The organism is Thioalkalivibrio sp. ALJ24, from assembly GCF_000377785.1.
In the GTDB taxonomy this organism is placed as follows: domain Bacteria; phylum Pseudomonadota; class Gammaproteobacteria; order Ectothiorhodospirales; family Ectothiorhodospiraceae; genus Thioalkalivibrio.
In genome coordinates this window covers 114,640-133,689 of record NZ_KB898729.1, presented here as the reverse complement: position 1 = coordinate 133,689, position 19,050 = coordinate 114,640, and the positions used below count along the sequence as shown (strand labels likewise).

Annotated in this window: 21 protein-coding genes; 15 read left to right on the top strand and 6 right to left on the bottom strand. The window is 67.0% G+C overall.

The features are described from left to right. Window positions 1-50 precede the first annotated feature (50 nt). The 9 genes from D571_RS0109325 to D571_RS0109285 all read left to right on the top strand — a co-directional run bounded on the left by D571_RS0109325 (window position 51) and on the right by D571_RS0109285 (window position 9,077). A complete protein-coding gene (locus tag D571_RS0109325) occupies window positions 51-521 on the top strand; it encodes a F0F1 ATP synthase subunit B (RefSeq protein WP_018936419.1) in 471 nt (156 codons plus the stop codon). Window positions 522-530: 9 nt separating this feature from the next. Next, window positions 531-1,067 (top strand): F0F1 ATP synthase subunit delta, encoded by a 537-nt coding sequence (locus D571_RS0109320; protein ID WP_018936418.1) that lies wholly within the window; start codon window positions 531-533, stop codon window positions 1,065-1,067. Between the two features lie 12 nt (window positions 1,068-1,079). Beyond that, window positions 1,080-2,621, top strand: a complete 1,542-nt coding sequence (gene atpA, locus D571_RS0109315) for a F0F1 ATP synthase subunit alpha (RefSeq protein ID WP_018936417.1) — start codon at window positions 1,080-1,082, stop codon at window positions 2,619-2,621. A 12-nt stretch (window positions 2,622-2,633) separates the two neighbouring features. Then, complete coding sequence (atpG, locus tag D571_RS0109310) at window positions 2,634-3,494, top strand: F0F1 ATP synthase subunit gamma (RefSeq protein ID WP_018936416.1); 861 nt, start codon at window positions 2,634-2,636, stop codon at window positions 3,492-3,494. 55 nt (window positions 3,495-3,549) lie between these two features. Beyond that, window positions 3,550-4,926 (top strand): F0F1 ATP synthase subunit beta, encoded by a 1,377-nt coding sequence (gene atpD / locus D571_RS0109305; RefSeq protein WP_018936415.1) that lies wholly within the window; start codon window positions 3,550-3,552, stop codon window positions 4,924-4,926. Window positions 4,927-4,938: 12 nt separating this feature from the next. Continuing rightward, window positions 4,939-5,361, top strand: coding sequence for a F0F1 ATP synthase subunit epsilon (locus D571_RS0109300; protein WP_026287748.1), 423 nt, complete (start codon window positions 4,939-4,941; stop codon window positions 5,359-5,361). Between the two features lie 93 nt (window positions 5,362-5,454). After that, on the top strand, window positions 5,455-6,852 hold the full coding sequence (gene glmU / locus D571_RS0109295; RefSeq protein WP_018936413.1) for a bifunctional UDP-N-acetylglucosamine diphosphorylase/glucosamine-1-phosphate N-acetyltransferase GlmU: 1,398 nt from the start codon (window positions 5,455-5,457) through the stop codon (window positions 6,850-6,852). Between the two features lie 3 nt (window positions 6,853-6,855). Then, window positions 6,856-8,706 (top strand): glutamine--fructose-6-phosphate transaminase (isomerizing), encoded by a 1,851-nt coding sequence (glmS, locus tag D571_RS0109290; protein ID WP_018936412.1) that lies wholly within the window; start codon window positions 6,856-6,858, stop codon window positions 8,704-8,706. Between the two features lie 74 nt (window positions 8,707-8,780). After that, complete coding sequence (locus tag D571_RS0109285; RefSeq protein WP_018936411.1) at window positions 8,781-9,077, top strand: hypothetical protein; 297 nt, start codon at window positions 8,781-8,783, stop codon at window positions 9,075-9,077. An 84-nt stretch (window positions 9,078-9,161) separates the two neighbouring features. Here D571_RS0109285 and D571_RS0109280 read toward each other — a convergent pair whose 3' ends face one another. The 3 genes from D571_RS0109280 to D571_RS0109270 all read right to left on the bottom strand — a co-directional run bounded on the left by D571_RS0109280 (window position 9,162) and on the right by D571_RS0109270 (window position 12,289). Next, complete coding sequence (locus D571_RS0109280) at window positions 9,162-9,704, bottom strand: DJ-1 family glyoxalase III (protein ID WP_018936410.1); 543 nt, start codon at window positions 9,702-9,704, stop codon at window positions 9,162-9,164. Between the two features lie 8 nt (window positions 9,705-9,712). After that, window positions 9,713-10,984 carry a S41 family peptidase gene (locus tag D571_RS0109275; RefSeq protein WP_018936409.1) on the bottom strand — a complete coding sequence of 424 codons (1,272 nt, stop codon included), beginning with the start codon at window positions 10,982-10,984 and terminating at the stop codon, window positions 9,713-9,715. A 126-nt stretch (window positions 10,985-11,110) separates the two neighbouring features. After that, window positions 11,111-12,289 carry a murein hydrolase activator EnvC gene (locus D571_RS0109270; RefSeq protein WP_018936408.1) on the bottom strand — a complete coding sequence of 393 codons (1,179 nt, stop codon included), beginning with the start codon at window positions 12,287-12,289 and terminating at the stop codon, window positions 11,111-11,113. A gap of 105 nt (window positions 12,290-12,394) precedes the next feature. Here D571_RS0109270 and D571_RS0109265 point away from each other — a divergent pair, with 105 nt between their 5' ends. Genes D571_RS0109265 through D571_RS0109245 form a run of 5 tightly spaced genes read left to right on the top strand, consistent with a single transcriptional unit; the run spans window position 12,395 to window position 14,971 of the window. Continuing rightward, entirely contained in the window at window positions 12,395-12,682 is a 288-nt protein-coding gene (locus D571_RS0109265) for a helix-turn-helix transcriptional regulator (RefSeq protein ID WP_051073636.1), read from the top strand. A gap of 19 nt (window positions 12,683-12,701) precedes the next feature. Beyond that, window positions 12,702-13,130: a rhodanese-like domain-containing protein gene (locus D571_RS0109260; RefSeq protein ID WP_018936406.1), complete on the top strand. Its 429-nt coding sequence runs from the start codon at window positions 12,702-12,704 to the stop codon at window positions 13,128-13,130. Next, window positions 13,130-13,420, top strand: a complete 291-nt coding sequence (gene grxC / locus D571_RS0109255; protein WP_018936405.1) for a glutaredoxin 3 — start codon at window positions 13,130-13,132, stop codon at window positions 13,418-13,420. Before D571_RS0109260 ends, grxC begins: the two co-directional genes overlap by 1 nt. A 17-nt stretch (window positions 13,421-13,437) precedes the next feature. After that, window positions 13,438-13,968: a protein-export chaperone SecB gene (gene secB / locus D571_RS0109250; RefSeq protein WP_018936404.1), complete on the top strand. Its 531-nt coding sequence runs from the start codon at window positions 13,438-13,440 to the stop codon at window positions 13,966-13,968. A gap of 13 nt (window positions 13,969-13,981) precedes the next feature. After that, window positions 13,982-14,971 carry an NAD(P)H-dependent glycerol-3-phosphate dehydrogenase gene (locus D571_RS0109245; protein WP_018936403.1) on the top strand — a complete coding sequence of 330 codons (990 nt, stop codon included), beginning with the start codon at window positions 13,982-13,984 and terminating at the stop codon, window positions 14,969-14,971. Window positions 14,972-15,007: 36 nt separating this feature from the next. Here D571_RS0109245 and D571_RS0109240 read toward each other — a convergent pair whose 3' ends face one another. After that, window positions 15,008-15,472: a tRNA (cytidine(34)-2'-O)-methyltransferase gene (locus D571_RS0109240; RefSeq protein WP_018936402.1), complete on the bottom strand. Its 465-nt coding sequence runs from the start codon at window positions 15,470-15,472 to the stop codon at window positions 15,008-15,010. On the opposite strand from D571_RS0109240, the gene D571_RS0109235 reads away from it, so the two are divergent. Then, entirely contained in the window at window positions 15,471-16,445 is a 975-nt protein-coding gene (locus D571_RS0109235) for a dihydroorotate dehydrogenase (RefSeq protein ID WP_018936401.1), read from the top strand. The genes D571_RS0109240 and D571_RS0109235 overlap by 2 nt on opposite strands. Before the next feature lie 10 nt (window positions 16,446-16,455). Here D571_RS0109235 and ntrC read toward each other — a convergent pair whose 3' ends face one another. Continuing rightward, window positions 16,456-17,940, bottom strand: a complete 1,485-nt coding sequence (gene ntrC, locus D571_RS0109230; protein WP_018936400.1) for a nitrogen regulation protein NR(I) — start codon at window positions 17,938-17,940, stop codon at window positions 16,456-16,458. Then, complete coding sequence (gene glnL / locus D571_RS0109225; RefSeq protein ID WP_018936399.1) at window positions 17,937-19,043, bottom strand: nitrogen regulation protein NR(II); 1,107 nt, start codon at window positions 19,041-19,043, stop codon at window positions 17,937-17,939. Before glnL ends, ntrC begins: the two co-directional genes overlap by 4 nt. Window positions 19,044-19,050 lie beyond the last annotated feature (7 nt).

Below are 19,050 nucleotides of genomic sequence, written 5' to 3'. Positions count from 1 at the left end.
CTGATCGAGTCACGAGGATCCCTCACCACTCGTCAACCTGAGGTAGCAGGATGAATATCAATCTCACCATCATCGGGCAGCTGCTGGCCTTCAGCGTTTTCGTATGGTTCACCATGCGATTCGTCTGGCCGCCGCTGACCCAGGCCCTGGAGGCGCGGCGCAAGAAGATCGCCGACGGCCTCGCGGCCGCCGAACGCGGCGAGAAGGAACAGGAGCTGGCCCAGGAGCGTGCGACCGAGGTCATCAAGGAGGCCAAGCAGCAGGCCAACGACATCGTCGCCTCCGCCCAGAAGCGTGCCAACGAGCTTGTCGAGGAAGCCCGTACCAGCGCCCGCGAGGAAGGGGAGCGCATCAAGGAATCGGCGCAGGCCGAAGCCGAGCAGGAGCTCAACCGGGCGAAGGAAGAGCTGCGCAAGCAGGTCTCCCAGCTGGCGGTCTCCGGTGCCGAGCAGATCCTGGCCAAGGAGATTGACGCCAAGGCGCACGGCGAACTTCTCAAGAAGCTCGCCGCCAAGCTGTAAGGAGAGGCTATGTCAGACCTGATTTCGGTAGCCCGACCCTACGCCCGCGCCGCTTTCGAGCGGGCCCGCGAGGAAAACGACCTCGCCGGCTGGGCCGAGCAGCTGGAGTTGCTGGCGGCGATCGCCAGTGACTCCCGGATGCACGATCTCCTCTCGAACCCCCGGGTCCCGCGGGAACAGCGTGCCCAGCTGGTCCTGGATATCGCCGAGGGCAAGCTCAACAACGGCGTAATCAACCTCGTGCGTCTGCTGGGCGAAAACGGTCGCCTGCCGACGCTGCCAGCGGTCAGCAAGGCCTTCAACGAGCTCAAGGCCGAAGCCGAGAGCCGCGTCGAGGCCGAGGTCATCGCGTTCCGCAAACTTACCCAGGCGCAGGAGAAAGAGATCCACAAGGCGCTGTCCGAGCGGCTCGGCCGCGAGGTGTCCCTGACCTCCTCGGTCGACAGCTCCCTGCTTGGAGGGGCCATCATCCGCGCCGGCGACCTGGTCATCGACGGCTCCGTGCGAGGCCAGCTGGACCGCCTGGCTGCCAATTTGAGTCGCTAAGAGGAAATTATCATGCAACTGAATCCCTCCGAGATCAGTGATCTGATCAAACAGCGCATCGACAAGTTCGATGCGGGCTCCGAGGCCTCGAACGAGGGCACCGTGGTCAGCCTGCAGGACGGCATCGCCCGCGTTCACGGCCTGGGCGACGTCATGCAGGGCGAAATGCTCGCCTTCCCCGGCGACACCTACGGCATGGCGCTCAACCTCGAGCGCGACTCCGTGGGCGTGGTGATCCTGGGTGATTACAACCACCTGCGCGAAGGCGACACCGTCAAGTGCACCGGCCGCATCCTCGAGGTCCCGGTGGGCGACCAGCTGCTCGGCCGCGTGGTCGATTCACTCGGCCAGCCGCTCGACGGCAAGGGCGCGATCGAGACCGATCAGACCAGCCCCATCGAGCGCATGGCCCCGGGTGTCATCGAACGTCAGGGCGTCGATCAGCCGTTGCAGAGCGGGATCAAGGCGATCGACGCCATGGTCCCGGTGGGCCGGGGTCAGCGCGAGCTGATCATCGGCGACCGCCAGACCGGCAAGACCGCGGTGGCGATCGACGCGATCATCAACCAGAAGGACTCGGGCGTTAAGTGCATCTACGTCGCCGTGGGTCAGAAGGCCTCCTCGGTGGCGTCGGTCGTGAACAAGCTGGAAGAGGCCGGCGCGATGGATAACACCATCATCGTTGCCGCCAACGCCTCCGAGTCCGCCGCGATGCAGTTCATTGCGCCGTACGCGGGCTGTGCGATGGGCGAATACTTCCGCGACAAGGGCGAAGATGCCCTGATCGTCTACGACGACCTGACCAAGCAGGCCTGGGCCTATCGCCAGGTGTCTCTGCTGCTGCGTCGTCCGCCGGGTCGCGAAGCCTATCCGGGTGACGTGTTCTACCTGCATTCCCGTCTGCTGGAGCGTGCCTCCCGCGTGAACGAGGAATACGTGGAGAATGCCACCAACGGTGAAGTGAAGGGTCAGACCGGCTCGCTGACCGCCCTGCCGATCATCGAGACCCAGGCCGGCGACGTCTCCGCGTTCGTGCCGACCAACGTGATCTCCATCACCGACGGTCAGATCTTCCTCGAGACGGACCTGTTCAACTCGGGCATCCGTCCGGCGATCAACGCCGGCCTGTCGGTATCCCGTGTCGGTGGTTCCGCGCAGACCAAGATCATCAAGAAACTGGGCGGCAGCGTGCGTCTGGCGCTGGCCCAGTACCGCGAGCTGGCGGCGTTCTCGCAGTTTGCCTCCGACCTCGACGAACTGACCCGCAAGCAGCTGGATCGCGGCAAGCGCGTCACCGAGCTGATGAAGCAGGGTCAGTACAAGCCGATGTCGATCGCGGAGATGGCCTTCTCGCTGTACGCGGCCAACGAGGGTTACCTCGACGACATCGACGAGGACAAGGTGGTCGATTTCGAACGCGAACTCCAGGCCTGGCTGCGCTCGAACCAGAAGTCCCTGCTTGACGAGATCAACAGCACCGGTGACTACAACGACTCCATCCAGGAACGCATGAAGAGTGCCCTGGACGAGTTCAAGTCCAAGAACAGCTGGTAACGGGGGCGCGCAATGGCGGGCACAAAGGAGATCCGGACGCAGATCAAGAGTATCCAGAATACTCAGAAGATCACCAAGGCCATGGAGATGGTGGCCGCGTCCAAGATGCGCAAGGCCCAGGACCGCATGCAGGAGTCCCGGCCGTACGCGGAGAAGATCCGTGACGTGATCGGGCATGTGGCGATGGCCAATGCCGAATACCGGCACCCGTTCATGGTCGAGCGCGAGGTCAAGCGCGTGGCCATGATCGTGGTGTCGACCGATCGTGGACTGTGCGGCGGGCTCAACACGAACCTGTTCAAACAGGCCGTGAGCGAGATGCGGCGCTACCGCGACGAAGGGGTCGAGGTCGATCTCTGCGTGTTCGGCAACAAGGGCCTGCAGTTCTTCCGGCGTCTGGGCGGCAACATCGTCGCTCAGTCGACCGATCTCGGTGACCGCCCGCACCTGTCCGATCTGATCGGTACGGTCAAGGTCCTGCTCGATGATTTCCGCGAGGAGAAGATCGACCGGGTGGTGCTGCTGGAGAACAAGTTCGTCAACACCATGACGCAGAAGCCGCAGGTCACCCAGTTGCTGCCGACGGCACCGAGCACCGAGAACGAGCTCGAGTATCACTGGGACTACATCTACGAGCCGGAGCCCTACGAGGTGCTCGACACCCTCGTCGAGCGCTACGTGGAATCCCTGATCTATCAGGCGGTGGTCGAGAATGTGGCCTGCGAGATGGCCGCGCGGATGGTGGCGATGAAGGCCGCCTCCGACAACGCCGGCACCATGATCAAGGACCTTCAGCTGGTTTACAACAAGGCACGCCAGGCGGCGATCACCCAGGAAATCTCCGAGATCGTCAGCGGCGCCGCGGCGGTCTAGTGACCCCGACGGCCGGCCCGACGCGGCAAGAATTACGACTTAGAGGATTGAACGCATGAGCTCTGGAAAGATTGTCGAAATCATCGGCGCCGTCGTGGACGTGGAGTTCCCCCACGGCGAAGTGCCCAGGGTCTACGACGCCCTGACGCTGGAAAACGGCCTGACCCTGGAAGTCCAGCAGCAGCTGGGTGACGGGATCGTCCGTACCATCGCCATGGGCAGCACCGACGGTCTGAAGCGTCAGACCGCGGTGACCAGCACCGGTGGCCCGATCTCCGTGCCGGTGGGTCAGGGGACCCTGGGTCGCGTGATGGACGTGCTGGGCCGCCCGGTGGACAACGCTGGCGAGGTCGCCACCGACGAAAAGTGGTCGATCCACCGCAAGGCGCCGACCTTCGACGAACAGGCGGGTTCGACGGATCTGCTGGAAACCGGCATCAAGGTCATCGACCTGCTCTGCCCCTTCGCGAAGGGCGGCAAGGTCGGCCTGTTCGGCGGTGCCGGCGTGGGCAAGACCGTCAACATGATGGAGCTCATCCGTAACATCGCCATCGAGCACAGCGGCTACTCGGTGTTCGCCGGTGTCGGGGAGCGTACCCGTGAAGGGAACGACTTCTACCACGAGATGAACGACTCCAACGTGCTCGACAAGGTGGCGCTGGTCTACGGCCAGATGAACGAGCCGCCGGGCAACCGCCTGCGCGTGGCACTGACCGGCCTGACCATGGCGGAGTACTTCCGCGACGAAGGCCGTGACGTGCTGATGTTCATCGACAATATCTATCGTTACACCCTGGCCGGTACCGAGGTCTCGGCGTTGCTGGGCCGCATGCCCTCCGCGGTGGGCTATCAGCCGACGCTGGCGGAAGAGATGGGCGTCCTGCAGGAGCGCATCACCTCCACCAAGAAGGGCTCGATCACCTCGATCCAGGCGGTCTACGTGCCGGCGGACGACCTGACCGACCCGTCGCCCGCCACTACCTTTGCGCACCTGGACGCCACGGTCGTGCTGTCGCGCCAGATCGCCGAGCTGGGGATCTACCCCGCAGTGGACCCGCTGGACTCGACCTCGCGCCAGCTGGACCCGCAGATCATCGGCCAGCAGCATTACGACACCGCCCGCGCGGTGCAGGGTACCCTGCAGCGTTACAAGGAGCTGAAGGACATCATCGCGATCCTCGGCATGGACGAGCTGTCGGAAGACGACAAGCTGGTTGTGGCCCGGGCGCGCAAGATCCAGCGCTTCCTGTCGCAGCCGTTCTTCGTCGCGGAAGTGTTCACCGGCGCCCCCGGCAAGTACGTCTCCCTGAAGGACACCATCCGTGCCTTCCAGGCGATCGTGGACGGTGAGTACGATCACCTGCCCGAGCAGGCGTTCTACATGGTGGGTACCATCGAGGAAGCCGTCGAGAAGGCCGACAAGCTCGGCTAAGGAGCGCCTGTCATGGCAATGACAATGCATGTGGACGTGGTCTCCGCGGAGGAGTCGATCTACTCCGGGACCGCCGAGATGATCGCCGCTCCGGCGGAAGAAGGCGAGGTCGGCGTCTACGCCGGCCACCTTCAGATGCTGGTTCGTCTGAACCCGGGCGAACTGCGCATCAAGGAAAAGGAAGGGGCGGAACCGCAGCCGGTATTCGTGTCCGGTGGCCTGATGGAGGTGCAGCCGCGCCACGTCACCGTCCTGGCCGACACCGCGGTGCGGGCCAAGGACCTCGACGAGGCCGAGGCACTGGAGGCGAAGAAGCGGGCCGAAGAAGCCCTCGCCGACAAGAAGGCCGACTTCGACTATGCGAAGGCCCAGGCCGAACTGGCCGAGGCCGCGGCCCGTCTGCAGATGATCGAAAAACTGCGGCGCGGCCGCTGATCTCGGCCAGCACATGACGTCGTACGACCGGGCCGCCTTTATGGGCGGCCTTGTCATTTGTGGACCGCATGAATATCCGGGGGCGCATTCGCCATGGAAGAGCTTCACCTGATCATCCTGGCCGCCGGCAAGGGCACGCGCATGCGCTCGGCCCGTCCGAAGGTGCTGCAGGCACTGGGTGGGAGGCCAATGCTGGCACACGTACTGGAACGCGCGGATGCCCTGTCGCCTGCGGCCATCCATGTGGTGGTCAGCCATGGCCGCGAGGAGGTGAAAAGCGCGTTCGCCGCACGTGAGGACATCCGCTGGGTCGATCAAGGACCCCCCCGAGGAACCGGGCATGCCGTAATGTGTGCCCTGGAAGGGATTCCGCAGCGAGCCCGGGTTCTCGTCCTCTACGGAGATGTGCCACGCATCCCGCTCGCGGATCTCGAAGCCTGCGCCGGGTCGGGCGAACGGTTGTGCGTCCTCGGTACCCGCGTACGTGATCCCCGCGGCTACGGACGGCTGATCGAGGACGGAACGGGCCACCTCGAGCGCATCGTCGAAGACAAGGATGCAGATCCGCAGGAGGCGGCGGTGAACCACATCAATACCGGCGTCCTGGCCGGCGAGGCGGCTGCCCTGCAACGATGGCTGGTGGCCAGCGAACCGCCAGCGGGTGGTGAGCGGGAGTGGTACCTCACCGATACCGTCGCGCACGCGCGAGCCGAAGGCGAGTCCGTGGGACTGATCGCCAGTGCCGATCCGGATGCGGTGCTGGGGGTCAACGATCGGGCGCAGCTCGCATACCAGGAACGTGCCCTGCAGCGGGAGATCGCCGACCGCCTGATGCGTTCCGGGCTGACCCTGGCCGATCCGGACCGCTTCGACTGCCGTGGCAGCCTGACCGTGGGAACGGATTGTCGCCTCGACGTGAATGTTGTCATCGAGGGCGACGTGGTCCTGGGAGATGATGTGGAGGTCGGACCCGGCTGCGTACTGCGCGAGTGTCGGGTGGATTCCGGAGCGCGGATTGACGCCTGTAGCGTGCTGGAAGGTGCGCACGTCGGCGCCGGGGCCACCGTCGGGCCGTTCGCGCGCCTGCGTCCTGGCGCCGAGCTGCAGACGGGTGCCCGTGTGGGGAACTTCGTCGAGGTAAAAAATGCCGTGCTGGAGGCCGGTGCCAAGGTGAACCATCTGACCTACGTGGGTGATGCCCGCGTCGGCCCCGGGGCCAATCTCGGCGCAGGGACCATCACCTGCAATTACGACGGGGCGAACAAGCACCATACCGACATCGGTGCGGATGCGTTCATTGGCTCGAACACCGCGCTGGTCGCGCCGGTCGCCATCGGCGACGGCGCGACCGTCGGTGCCGGTTCCACCATCAGCCGGGATGTGCCCCCGGGTGCGCTGGCACTCACACGCGCGCCGACGCGCACCCGCAATGACTGGTCCCGTCCGCGCAAGGAAGGCGCGTCGGGGTCCGGCAACAACCATGAGGGCTGAGGCATGTGCGGACTGGTGACCGGAGTCGCGGAGCGTAACGTCGTCCCCTTGCTGATCGAGGGCCTCTACCGGCTGGAATACCGCGGCTACGACTCGGCGGGTATCGCGGTCAGCGGGAGTCATGGCCTCCAGGTCGTCCGTACCGAAGGCAAGGTCGCGGCCCTCGGCGAACGTGTCGATTCTGCCGGCCTCCAGGGACGCGCCGGTCTGGCGCATACCCGCTGGGCCACTCACGGACGTCCTTCGGAACGCAACGCCCATCCCCACGTCTCCCGTGATGGGCGGGTCGCCATCGCCCACAACGGGATCATCGAGAATCACTCCGAGCTGCGGTCCGAACTCGAGGCCGCCGGCTGGCCGTGCGCGTCGGAGACCGACAGCGAGGTGATTGCCCACCTGATCGAACGGGCGTTGCTGGACGACCAGGACCCGGCCGCTGCCGTACGCACCGTGTGTGACCGACTCGAAGGGGCCTGGGCCCTCGCCGTCACCGTGGCCGGTGAACCGGAACGCATCATCGTGGCCCGCCGCGGATCCCCGCTGCTACTGGGACTGGGGATCGGTGAAAACTTCGCGGCCTCCGACATGCAGGCCCTGCTTCCCATCACGCAGCGGTTCATCGACCTCGAAGAAGGAGATGTGGCCGAGCTCACTCGCGATCGCGTGACGATCACCGACGCCACGGGCCAGCGGGTGGAACGCGAGGTCCGGGAGACCCGCTGCGAGGTCAGCGTCGCCGATCGCGGCGACTACCGGCATTTCATGCTGAAGGAGATCCACGAACAGCCGCGCGCGCTGGCCGATACCCTGGCCGGTCGTTTCGGTCGCGACGGTGTCCTGGCCAACCTCCTCGGGCCGGATACCACCGAACGCCTGGAACCCGTGTCCTCGGTCCAGATCGTCGCCTGTGGCACGAGTTACCACGCGGGGATGGTCGCCCGGTACTGGATTGAAGAGCACCTGGGGCTGCCCGCCCAGGTCGAAGTCGCGAGCGAGTTCCGTTATCGCCGGCACGTCGTGGCTCCGGGCTGCCTGCTGATCGTCCTCTCCCAGTCCGGCGAGACCGCCGACACCCTGGCCGTGCTGCGCCAGGCGCGCGAGGAACCCTTTGCCGCGCGTCTGGCCATCTGTAACGTGCCGGAGAGCACCATGGCCCGCCTCGCCGACCTCGTGCTGATGACCCGCGCGGGTCCCGAGATCGGCGTGGCCTCGACCAAGGCCTTCACCACCCAGCTGGCGGCCCTGGCGGTGCTGGTGCTGCTGCTTGGCGATACCGCCCGCGCGGCGCGCCTGGGTGCGGCCGAGCGTGAGTCCGGCCTGCAGGCCCTGCACGGCCTCCCGGGCCTGGCCGAAGCGACCCTGAACCTGGACGGTCATCTCGCCCGCGTGGCCGAACAGCTGGTGGAGCGTGACCACGCCCTGTTCCTGGGCCGGGGCGTGCATTACCCTATCGCGCTCGAGGGGGCGCTGAAGCTCAAGGAGATCTCCTACATCCACGCCGAGGCCTATCCCTCGGGCGAGCTGAAGCATGGCCCGCTGGCGCTGGTGGATGCCGAGATGCCGGTGATCGCGGTCGCCCCCGATGACACCCAGCTGGAAAAGCTCGCCAGCAATCTGCAGGAGGTTCGGGCCCGTGGTGGCCAGTTGATCGTGATCGGCGAAAGCGCCGCTGCGCGAGCCCTTGGACCCGACGATACCTGGATCGGGCTGCCGACCGCCGGGCCGCTGAATCCGTGGATCGCGCCGGTGCTGTTCTCCATCCCGCTGCAGCTGCTCGCCTATCATACCGCGGTGCTCAAGGGCACGGACGTCGATCAGCCGCGCAATCTGGCCAAGTCGGTCACCGTCGAATAGCCCTCCCGGCTTGTATTGGTGCGCCGCCTTCGCTAGATTCCCGTCCGATTCGCCAACCGTTACCGGAGTATTCCATGGATCAGCAACAGATCAATCAGCGCTGCGTCGAACTTTTCAATTCGCCGCGGGTGCAGAACAAGATGTGGCATCCGCGCATGTTCTGGGAGGTGGGCCCTCACCTGAACGTCACCTCCGACCAGTTGACCCAGCCCAAGGTCGACGTGGCCGAACTGGAAGTGATGCTGTCCGCGGCTGCCTACGAGCCGTCGCAGTGCGCCGACGAGGTCAACCAGCGTGAGAGCGGCCGTGCCGATTTCATCCGGCGGGCCGTGCAGTCGGGCCAGCGCCCGTTTCTGCGCCGCGCCGACTGAGCGTCGCGCCAGCCCGCAGCATGAAAAAGCCCGGCGCCATGCCGGGCTTTTTCATGTACGGACACGTCGTTCGTCCGAACCGCCTCAGGCCCGCAGGAGCGGGCCCTCGACCGCCTCTCGAGTCTCGCGGCCGGCCAGCTCCTCGATCACGGCCAGAGAGAAATCCATCGCAACCCCGGGCCCGCGGCCGGTAATCACCGGTCCGTCGACCTCCAGCGCCGTGCCGGTCGATTCCACACCGGTTCCATCCAGGGCGCCGGTAAACGAGGTCGCGCGCCGACCTTCCAGCAGCCCGGCGCGGGCCAGCACCTTGGGGGCGGCACAGATTGCGGCCGACGGTCGACCGGCCGCGGCCTGATCGCGCAGCCGCCGGATGAGCCGCTCATCATCGCGCAGATGATTCGCGCCCGGCAGGCCACCCGGGATCGCGATGAGGTCGAAGGCCCGGTCCCCCAGGTCATCCAGACCGCAATCCGGAACCAGCCGGGTGCCGCGCGAACAGGTGACCGGGGCGTTGTACTGGCCCGCCACGGTCACCTCGAACCCCGCGCGGCGGAACAGATCGATCATGGTCACCGCCTCGAGCTCTTCCGAACCCTCGGCGACGGGTACCAGGACGCTTGTCATGCCGCCTCCTATCGCGCGTTGTAGATGTTGAGACCCTTCAGCAGGTTTAGCGCCTCGTTCAGGCCGAAGTCACGCTCCGCCAGGCTCTCCTCATCATCCTCGTCCTCGTCGAGGTCGTCGGGCAAACCGCGCATCGCATCAGTCTCGTCCTCTTCGTCCCGCGAGACGCTCAAGCGCTCGTCCAGACGGATGTCCGGTTCGATCCCCTCGTCCTGGATCGAACGCCCGTCCGGCGTGTAGTAGCGAGCGGTGGTCAGCTTGATCCCGGTCTGTTCGGTCAGCGGCAGGATCGTCTGTACCGACCCCTTGCCGAAGCTGTTCTGACCCATGATGATCGCCCGCCCGTGGTCCTGCAGCGCGCCGGCAACGATCTCGGAGGCCGAGGCCGAACCGCGGTTCACCAGAACGACCATTGGCACGCCGTTGAGCACGTCACCGGGCGAGGCGTCGTAATCGACCTGGGCTTCGTCCAGGCGTCCTTCGGTGTACACGATGCGGCCACCGTCGAGGAAGGCGTCCGAGACGCCCACCGCGCCGTTAAGGATCCCGCCCGGGTTATTGCGCAGATCCAGCACCAGCCCACGCAGGCCGTTCTTGTCCTTCAGTTCCTCAATCGCTCTGACAAGGTCCTGTGCGGTGCGCGTCTGGAAATTGCTGACGCGGACGTAGCCGTAGCCATCTTCCAGCATTTCCGAACGCACCGATTCGACCTGAATGATGTCGCGGGTAATGGTGATCTCCAGCGGCTGATCCTCGCCGTCACGCACCACCGTCAGCGTGATGTCGGTCCCCTCCTCGCCGCGCATCCGGCTGACGGCATCCGACAGGTCCATGCCGCGCACCGACTCGCCGTCGAGCCGCACGATCAGGTCGCCTGCCTCGATCCCGGCGCGGTCGGCAGGCGTGTCGTCAATCGGGGCGATGACCTTGACGAAGCCGTCTTCCATGCCGACCTCGATCCCCAGCCCGCCGAACTCGCCAGAGGTGCCGGCCTCCATGTCGCGGAAGTCGTCCTCGTCCAGATACGTGGAGTGCTCGTCCAGACCCGTCAGCATCCCCTGGATGGCGTTGTCCAGCAGCTCCTTGTCTTCGACCTCTTCCACGTAATTGCGCTTGATGCGCATGTAGACGTCGGTGAAGCGCTGCAGGTCCTCGACCGGGAGGGCCGACAGGCCCGAGGCGTCTTCGCGGCCCGCATAGACGCCCACGGACACGCTCAGCATGATGCCCAGCACCAGCCCGGTCAGCAGGCCGTAGCCGGAATGGAAAAGCTTGTTCATTGATGTATACCTTGTCCGAGTCTGTCTGCGGATCCCTGACGATCCATTCTAGGGAAACGCGCGTTCAAGTACACACAATCCGCGAACACCGCGGACGCCTGCCGCCGCGCCTTTTCCCGTTGCTGACTATTGAGACGGCCACCAGTCCTCCGGGTTCAATGTGCGGCCCTCTCGCCGAACCTCGAAATACAGCCCGGGCGCGATGCCCGGACTGCCTTCCCCGGCCCGCCCGACGGCCTCGCCGGCATCCGCATCCTCGCCCGGCCGCACCATGATCTCGTCCAGGTTCCCGTACAGCGTCAGATATCCTTCCCCGTGTTCCAGGATCACCAGGAAGCCGTATCCCTGCATCCAGTCAGCATAGGCCACTCGCCCCTGATGCACGGCGCGCACGGCGGCACCGGTTTCTGCGTCCAGAACCACCCCCTGCCAGCGGCTCCCGAGCCCGCTGTCGCGGCTGGAGCCGAAGGTGCGCACCACCGGGGCCTCGAGTGGCCGCGGCAGTTCGCCCTCCAGCGCGGCAAAGGCCACATCGGGATTCACCGCGCCCCGGGTCTCCCCATCGTCCGGCGCCTCGCGCGCCGCCTGCCGTTCCTCCTCGATCTCACGGATCACCGCGTCCAGGGTCTCGGCGTTGCGTTCCAGCCGTTCCAGTTCCAGGGTCTCGTCCTGCATGGCGGCTTCAAGATCGGCCAGGGCCGCCCGGCGGGCCGCCTCCTCGCGTTCCAGTGCCTCCATCGCCTCACGCGCCTCGGCCTCGCGCCGCGTGAGGCGTTCGCGTTCCTCGGCCAGCTCCGCGCGTGCCGCCCGCAGGTCCTCCAGACGTTCCTGCAGCGCCGCCAGCGCCTCCTGGCGGGCATCGCGGATCGAAGCGTGATAAACGTCGTGATGCCGCTGGCGGTCGGCATCGGCCCGACTCCGCTGCGGGTGCCGACCCTGCAGCCACTGGTCGTGCAGCAGATGAGCGGCCTCGCGGCGCTGTTCGCGCAATCCGGCCTCCCGTGCCTCCACCCGCTCCTCGTGGTCCGCGATCACCTGTTCCTGCGCCTGGCGCCGGGCTTCCAGTTCCCCCAGCCGTTCGCGCTGTTCGCTGGATCCGCGTGCCGAGGCGGCGATGCGTTCCTCGAGGTCGGCCACCGCCTCGCGGCGCTCGTCCAGCGAGCGTTCGATGTCTCGGATCGCCTCCAGGGTGGCCTCCAGTTCGGCCTCGGGCTCCAGTGCCTGGGCCGGCAGGGCGGTCAGCAGACCCGCCACCAGCAGGACAATCCACGAAAAGGACAGGGACAAGATTGCGTGGATCCGCATATCGGGGTACGTTTGCGTTCTAATATTCTCACCCAGTGCCAGGGGCCTTGCCCCCACGATCAAGAGGCTGCCGTGAGCGACGATACATGCACCGAAGACGAACTGATGTCGCAGGACGAGGACATCGAGCGAGCTTCGCGCTCGCTCAAGGCCATGTCCCATCCGCTGCGGCTCAAAATCCTGTGCATTCTGGGTGACCGGGAGGTCAGCGTACAGGAAATCGTGGACCAGGTCGGGACTTCCCAGAGCAACATCTCCCAGCACCTCGGGATCCTGCGCGACAAGGGGATTCTGGCCACCCGCAAGGACGCCAATCGTGTCTACTATCGCGTGGGGGACTCCCGCACCCTGCGCCTGATCGGTATGATGCAGGACGTTTTCTGTCGTTCCTGAATCCCGACCGGTCTCCCGAATGTTCGAACGTCTGCCCGAATTCCTTGCTGCCCACCCCATCCTGACCGGCGCCCTGGTGGCCGTGCTCGCGCTGATCATCTTCGCCGAGTTCCGACGCCTGACGCGCAAGTACCGCGAGCTCGGACCCACCGAGGCGGTGCGCGTGATGAACCAGGACGACGCCCTGATCCTTGACGTGCGTGAGCACAAGGAAGTCTCGGAGGGACGGATCGGTGGCGCGAAGCACATCCCGCTGGGCGAGCTGCAAAAGCGCATGCAGGACATCGAGGGGTGGAAATCGAGCCCGGTGGTGGTCTATTGCCGGAGTGGCAATCGCTCGTCGATGGCGGCCAGTCAGCTGACCTCGGCCGGCTTCGAGGACGTGGTCAACCTCTCCGGCGGTGTCCAGGCCTGGCAGAATGCCGGCATGCCGCTGAAGAAAAAGTAATGCGATTCGAAGTCTACGCCACCGGGCACTGCCCGTTCTGCATCCTCGCCCGTCGGCTGCTCAACCAGCGCGATCTGGGGTTTGACGAATACCGCATCGACCGCGATTCCGGGCTGCGCCACGAGATGGAGCAGCGCGCGAACGGACGTACCAGTGTCCCGCAGATCTTCCTGGGGGATACCCACATCGGCGGCTACGACGAACTCCAGGCCATGGATCGGTCCGGCGAGCTGGACCGCCTGATCGAGGCCTGCGGGGGCGTGGACGCCGGCGATTCCACGAACACCTGAAAGGATCCGAACGCACCATGGCTGAAGACAATCAGACCGACGCGGCCGCGCAGGGCGGCCAGGGCTCCGGCGGCCCCGAATTCTCCATGCAGAAGGTCTTCATCAAGGACCTGTCCTTCGAGGCCCCCGGCGCCCCCGAGATTTTCCTCAAGGAATGGAAGGGCGAGACCGGCATCCAGCTCAACACCCAGGCGCGACCGGTAGGTGAGCAGGAAGGAGTCTACGAGGTGGAACTGGGCCTGACGGTCACCACCGAGTCCAACGGCGAGACCGGCTATCTGGTCGAGATCAAGCAGGCCGGCGTGTTCATCGTGCGCGGCTTCCCGGAGGAACAGCGCAATCAGCTGCTGGGCGCCTACTGCCCCAATGCGCTGTTCCCGTTCGCGCGCGAGACGGTCGCCGATCTGGTCCTGAAGGGTGGTTTCCCGCAGCTGCTGCTGCAGCCGGTCAATTTCGACGCGCTGTATGCCAAGCATCTGAAGGAGCAGAAGGAAGGCCAGGCCAGCGGCGGCAACGGCGCCAGCGTCACCGCCAGCCAGAACGCCTGAGCCGACCCCGGCGATGCGCATCGCGGTACTGGGCGCGGGTTCCTGGGGAACCGCCCTGGCGGTGCATGCCGCACGCCTGCATGACGAGGTGCGCCTGTGGGGCCGGTCGGCGGAGACTGCCGAGCGACTGGAACGCGAGCGCGAGAATCCCCGTTACCTGCCCGGGCTGACCTTCCCGCGCAACCTGCGGGTGAGTGCCGACGCGGAGGTCGTCGACGACGTCGATCTGGTGCTGGTGGCCGTACCCTCGGGCGCCTTCCGCGAGACCCTGCGCTGGCTGCAGCCCCGGCTCGGCCCTGGGCAGGCGGTGGCCTGGGCCACCAAGGGCCTGACCTCCAGCGGGGCCTGGCTGCACGAGGTGGCCGAGGCGGAACTGGGGGCCGGACAGCCGGCGGCCCTGATCTCCGGGCCTTCGTTCGCCGCCGAGGTTGCGCGCGGCCAGCCCACCGCCCTGACCGCCGCCTCGGCCGATCCGGAGCGCCGGCGCCGCCTGGCCGATGCCTTCCACGGCGGTTCCATGCGCATCTACGGCAACCCCGACGTGATCGGCGTGGAGCTGGGCGGCGCGTTCAAGAACGTCCTGGCGGTGGCCTCCGGGGTCGCCGACGGGGCCGGGTTCGGCGCCAATGCGCGCGCCGCCCTGCTGACCCGGGGTCTGGCCGAGCTGCAGCGCCTGGGCGAGGCCCTCGGCGCGCGGCCGCAGACCCTGACCGGGTTGTCCGGCCTCGGCGATCTGCTGCTCACCTGCACCGACGACCAGTCGCGCAACCGCCGGGTCGGTCTGCTGCTGGGCCAGGGCTACGACCTGGCGACCGCACGCGAGCGGGTGGGTCAGTCGGTGGAAGGGGTCGAGACCGCGCGCGTGGCGGTGGAACGCGCGCATGCCGCCGGCGTGGAGATGCCGATCTGCGAGGAGGTACACGCGGTGCTCTATCGTGGCCGGCGGGTGCACGACGCGGTGCGCCGCCTGCTGGAGCGCGATCCGGTCGCCGAGGACGCCTGAACCCCTGAAGCCTTGAACCGGAGAAGCCTGGCCGCCCTACTCGCCGCCGGCGAAGTCCAGCTGGCGCCAGGCCTCGTAGATCACCGCCGCGACCGAATTGCCGAGATTGAGGCTGCGGCTGCCGGGCTGCATCGGCAGCCGCAGGCGCCGCTCCTCCGGGATCGCGTCCAGTTCCTGCTGCGGCAGGCCGCGGCTCTCGGGGCCGAACAGGAAGGCATCGCCCGCGGCGAACGCCGGGGTATCAAAGCGACAGCTCCCGCGCGTGGTGATCGCGAACACCCGCTGCGGGGCCACGGATTCCCGCCAGGCGGCCAGGCTGTCATACTCGCGGACCCGGGCCCATTCCCGGTAATCCAGCCCCGCGCGGCGCAGCCGGCTCTCGTCGAGGCTGAAGCCCAGCGGGTGGATCAGATGCAGGGCCGCCCCGGTGTTGGCGGCCAGACGAATGACGTTCCCGGTGTTCGGCGGGATCTCGGGCTGATACAGGACGATGTGAAACATGAGCGAAGCGCGCGACGATTCGCGGCTCTCCCTGGAATTCTGCGGGCTGCATTTCAACACGCCTCTGGTGCTGCTGTCCGGCTGTGTCGGGTTCGGCGAGGAATATACCCGGGTGGCCGGCTTTTCCAACCGGGATGCCGGCGCGGTGTGCCTCAAGGGCACCACCGGGGCCGCACGGCCCGGCAACCCCCCGCACCGGGTGTACGAGACCCCGGAGGGCATGCTGAACGCCATCGGCCTGCAGAACCCCGGGGTCGAACAGGTGGTCGGCGGTATCCTGCCGGGCCTGGATTACGACGAGACGCGCTTCATCGCCAACGTCTCCGGGTCCACCATCGAGGAATACATCGCGGTCACCCGGGCCTTCGATGATTCCCCGGTGGACGCGATCGAGATCAACATCTCCTGCCCCAATGTGAAGGAAGGCGGGGTCGCCTTCGGCAATGACCCGGACATGTCCGCGCGGGTGGTCGAGGCCTGCCGCTCGGTCACGCAGAAACCGCTGATCACCAAGCTCTCGCCCAACCAGACCGACATCGCCGAGAACGCCCGGCGCTGCATCGAAGCGGGTACCGACGGCTTCGCGGTGATCAACACCCTGATGGGCATGGCGGTGGATGCCGAGAGCGGCCGCGCGGTGATCGGCAACAACCAGGGCGGACTGTCGGGCCCGGCGATCAAGCCGGTGGCGCTGCTGAAGGTCCACCAGGTCCACCAGGTGGCGAAGGCCCACGGCATCCCGATCATCGGTCAGGGCGGGGTCACCCGCGCCGAGGATGCCCTGGAGTTCCTGCTGGCGGGGGCCAGCACCGTGGGCGTGGGTACCGGTCTGTTCTACGATCCGCTGTGCCTGCCGAAGATCCTGGCGGGCATTAACGATTACATGGACCGCCACGGGATCGGCCACGTGAGCGAGCTGACCGGGCGGCTGCAGCTGAATGAGGGCTTCTCCGGCTGCGGCGTACCCGACTAGCGATGGCGCGTCAGTCCGGGTCCTGCGGCCCGGGTTCGCGGTCCATGCCCAGCTCCTGAATCTTGCGCGTGAGAGTGTTGCGGCCCCAGCCGAGCAGGGCCGCGGCCTTCTGCCGGTGCCCGCCCGAGGCGCGCAGGGCCTCGCGGATCAGGGTGCGCTCCATCGCCGGCTGCAGACTGCCCAGCAGGTCGGCATCGCCGCGGCCCCAGTGCTCGCGCGCGGTACGCGCCAGCTCCTCGGTCCAGTCGCGCGCCGGCCCCGGCGCGCTCGCCCCGACCGGCCCGTAGGCCCCGTCGGCCCCATCGGCGGAGGGCGGTGCGGGCGCGCCGGACGCGCGCAGTTCGGCAGGCAGGTCGTCCAGGTGCACCTCGCGCCCCGAAGCCATCACCGTCAGCCAGCGGCAGGTGTTCTCCAGCTGACGTACGTTGCCCGGCCACGGCATCCGCTGCATCTCGGCGACCACCTCGGGCCGCATCACCTTGGGTTCCACCCCCAGCTCGCCCGCCACCTCGGTCATGAAGTGGCTGACCAGCAGGGGGATGTCCTCCGGGCGTTCGCGCAGCGAGGGGACATGGATGCGGATCACGTTCAGGCGATGGAACAGGTCTTCGCGGAACTGGCCCGCGCGCACGCGCTCCTCGAGGTCCTGGTGGGTCGCAGCGATGATGCGCACGTCGGTGCGGATGGGCGTGTGTCCGCCGACCCGGTAGAAGGTGCCGTCGGACAGCACGCGCAACAGGCGGGTCTGCAGGTCGAACGGCATGTCGCCGATCTCGTCGAGGAACAGGGTGCCCCCGTCGGCCTGTTCGAAGCGGCCCTTGCGGGTCTGGCTGGCGCCGGTGAAGGCACCGCGTTCATGCCCGAACAGCTCGCTCTCCAGCAGGTCCTTGGGGATGGCGGCGGTGTTCAGCGCGATCAGGGGCTGTCCCGCACGCGGACTGTGCTGATGCAGCGCGCGCGCGACCAGCTCCTTGCCGGTCCCGGATTCGCCGTTGATCAGCACCGTGATGTTGGACCGGGACAGCCGACCGATGGCGCGGAACATCTCCTGCATCGCCGGCGCCTCGCCGATGATCGGGGCCTCCTCCGCGCCCGCCGCGCCCGGGGCCGCGGCGGCCTGGCTGTCGCGCCGCGCCTCCAGAGCGCGCTGGACCAGTGCCACCGCCTCGTCCACGTCGAACGGCTTGGGCAGGTATTCGAACGCCCCGGTCTGGTAGGCGCCCACCGCGCTCTCCAGGTCCGAGAACGCGGTCATGATGATCACCGGCGGCGCGTCGCCGCGTTCCTGCATGCGCGCGAGGAAGTCCAGTCCGTTAAGCCCGGGCATGCGGATGTCCGCCACCACGGTGTCCGGGGTATGGTCCTGCTCCAGCGCGGCCCAGGCCGCATCGGCGGATTCGAAGCACCGAACACGGATGTCGGCGCGTTGCAGGGCGCGCTCCAGTACCCAGCGGATGGAGTCGTCGTCATCAATGACCCAGACCGTGGGATTCATGTTCGGGGTTCCTCCGCGACGGGCGGGTCTTCGATCGGCAGCAGGATGTCGAAGCGGGTGGCGCCGGGCCGGGAATGGCATTCGATCAGCCCGTTGTGCAGCTGCACCAGGCTCTGTGCGATCGGCAGGCCCAGGCCGGTGCCGCTGGCGCGGCCGGTCACCATGGGGAAGAAGATGCGTTCACGCACCTCTTCGGGGATGCCCGGGCCGTTGTCGCGCACGCTCAGGCGCGCCACCAGCCGGTGGCGCTGGCCGGACACGGTGTACTGGCGCAGGATGCGCGAGCTCAGCACGATCTCGCCCTCGTCCCCCAGCGCCTGCAGGGCGTTCTGCACCAGGTTGAGAATGGCCTGCACCAGCATGTCGCGATCCGCCTGGATCTCCGGGATCGACGGGTCGTAGTCGCCGCGGATCCTGACACCCAGAGGGAGCTGCACGCTGATCAGGCCGCGCACGTGCTCGAGGATCTCGTGCAGGTTGACCGGTTCGCGCCGCGGCATGTTGTTGGGCCCCAGCATGCGGTCCACCAGCGAGCGCAGGCGGTCGGCCTCGTGGATGATGATGCGGGTGTATTCGCGCAGATCGGGATCGTCCAGCTCCGCCGCCAGCAACTGCGCGGCACCGCGCAGGCCGCCCAGCGGGTTCTTGATCTCGTGGGCCAGGCCCCGGGTAACCGCGCGCGAGATGGCCTGCTGTTTCTGCAGCTGTTCTTCGCGCGAGATGCGTTCGTGGCGGTCGATCGCACTGAGCTCGAACAGCAGCTGTCCGGGCTTGTCGCCCGGGCCGTGCAGGGGCGTGATGATTACGTCCGCGAGGAAGCTGTCGGCCCGCACAGGTTCCATCTGTCGTGCCCGCAGGGTGATCGGCTGGTCCAGGGTCAGGGCACTGCGCAGGCGGGTCGCCAGGTTGCGGTCCAGGTGCAGCCACTGCCCCAGGGAGTGGCCCAGGATGCGCTCGCGACTGAGCCCCAGCAGGACCTCGGCGGATCCGTTCATCGCCTGCAGGCGCAGTTCGCCGTCGGTGACCAGCACCGCGGTGGAGAGGTCGTCCCACCACGGGGGCGTGGGCAGCGGGTCGACAGTGCTGGGGGTTTGCGAGCTCATCGCTCGA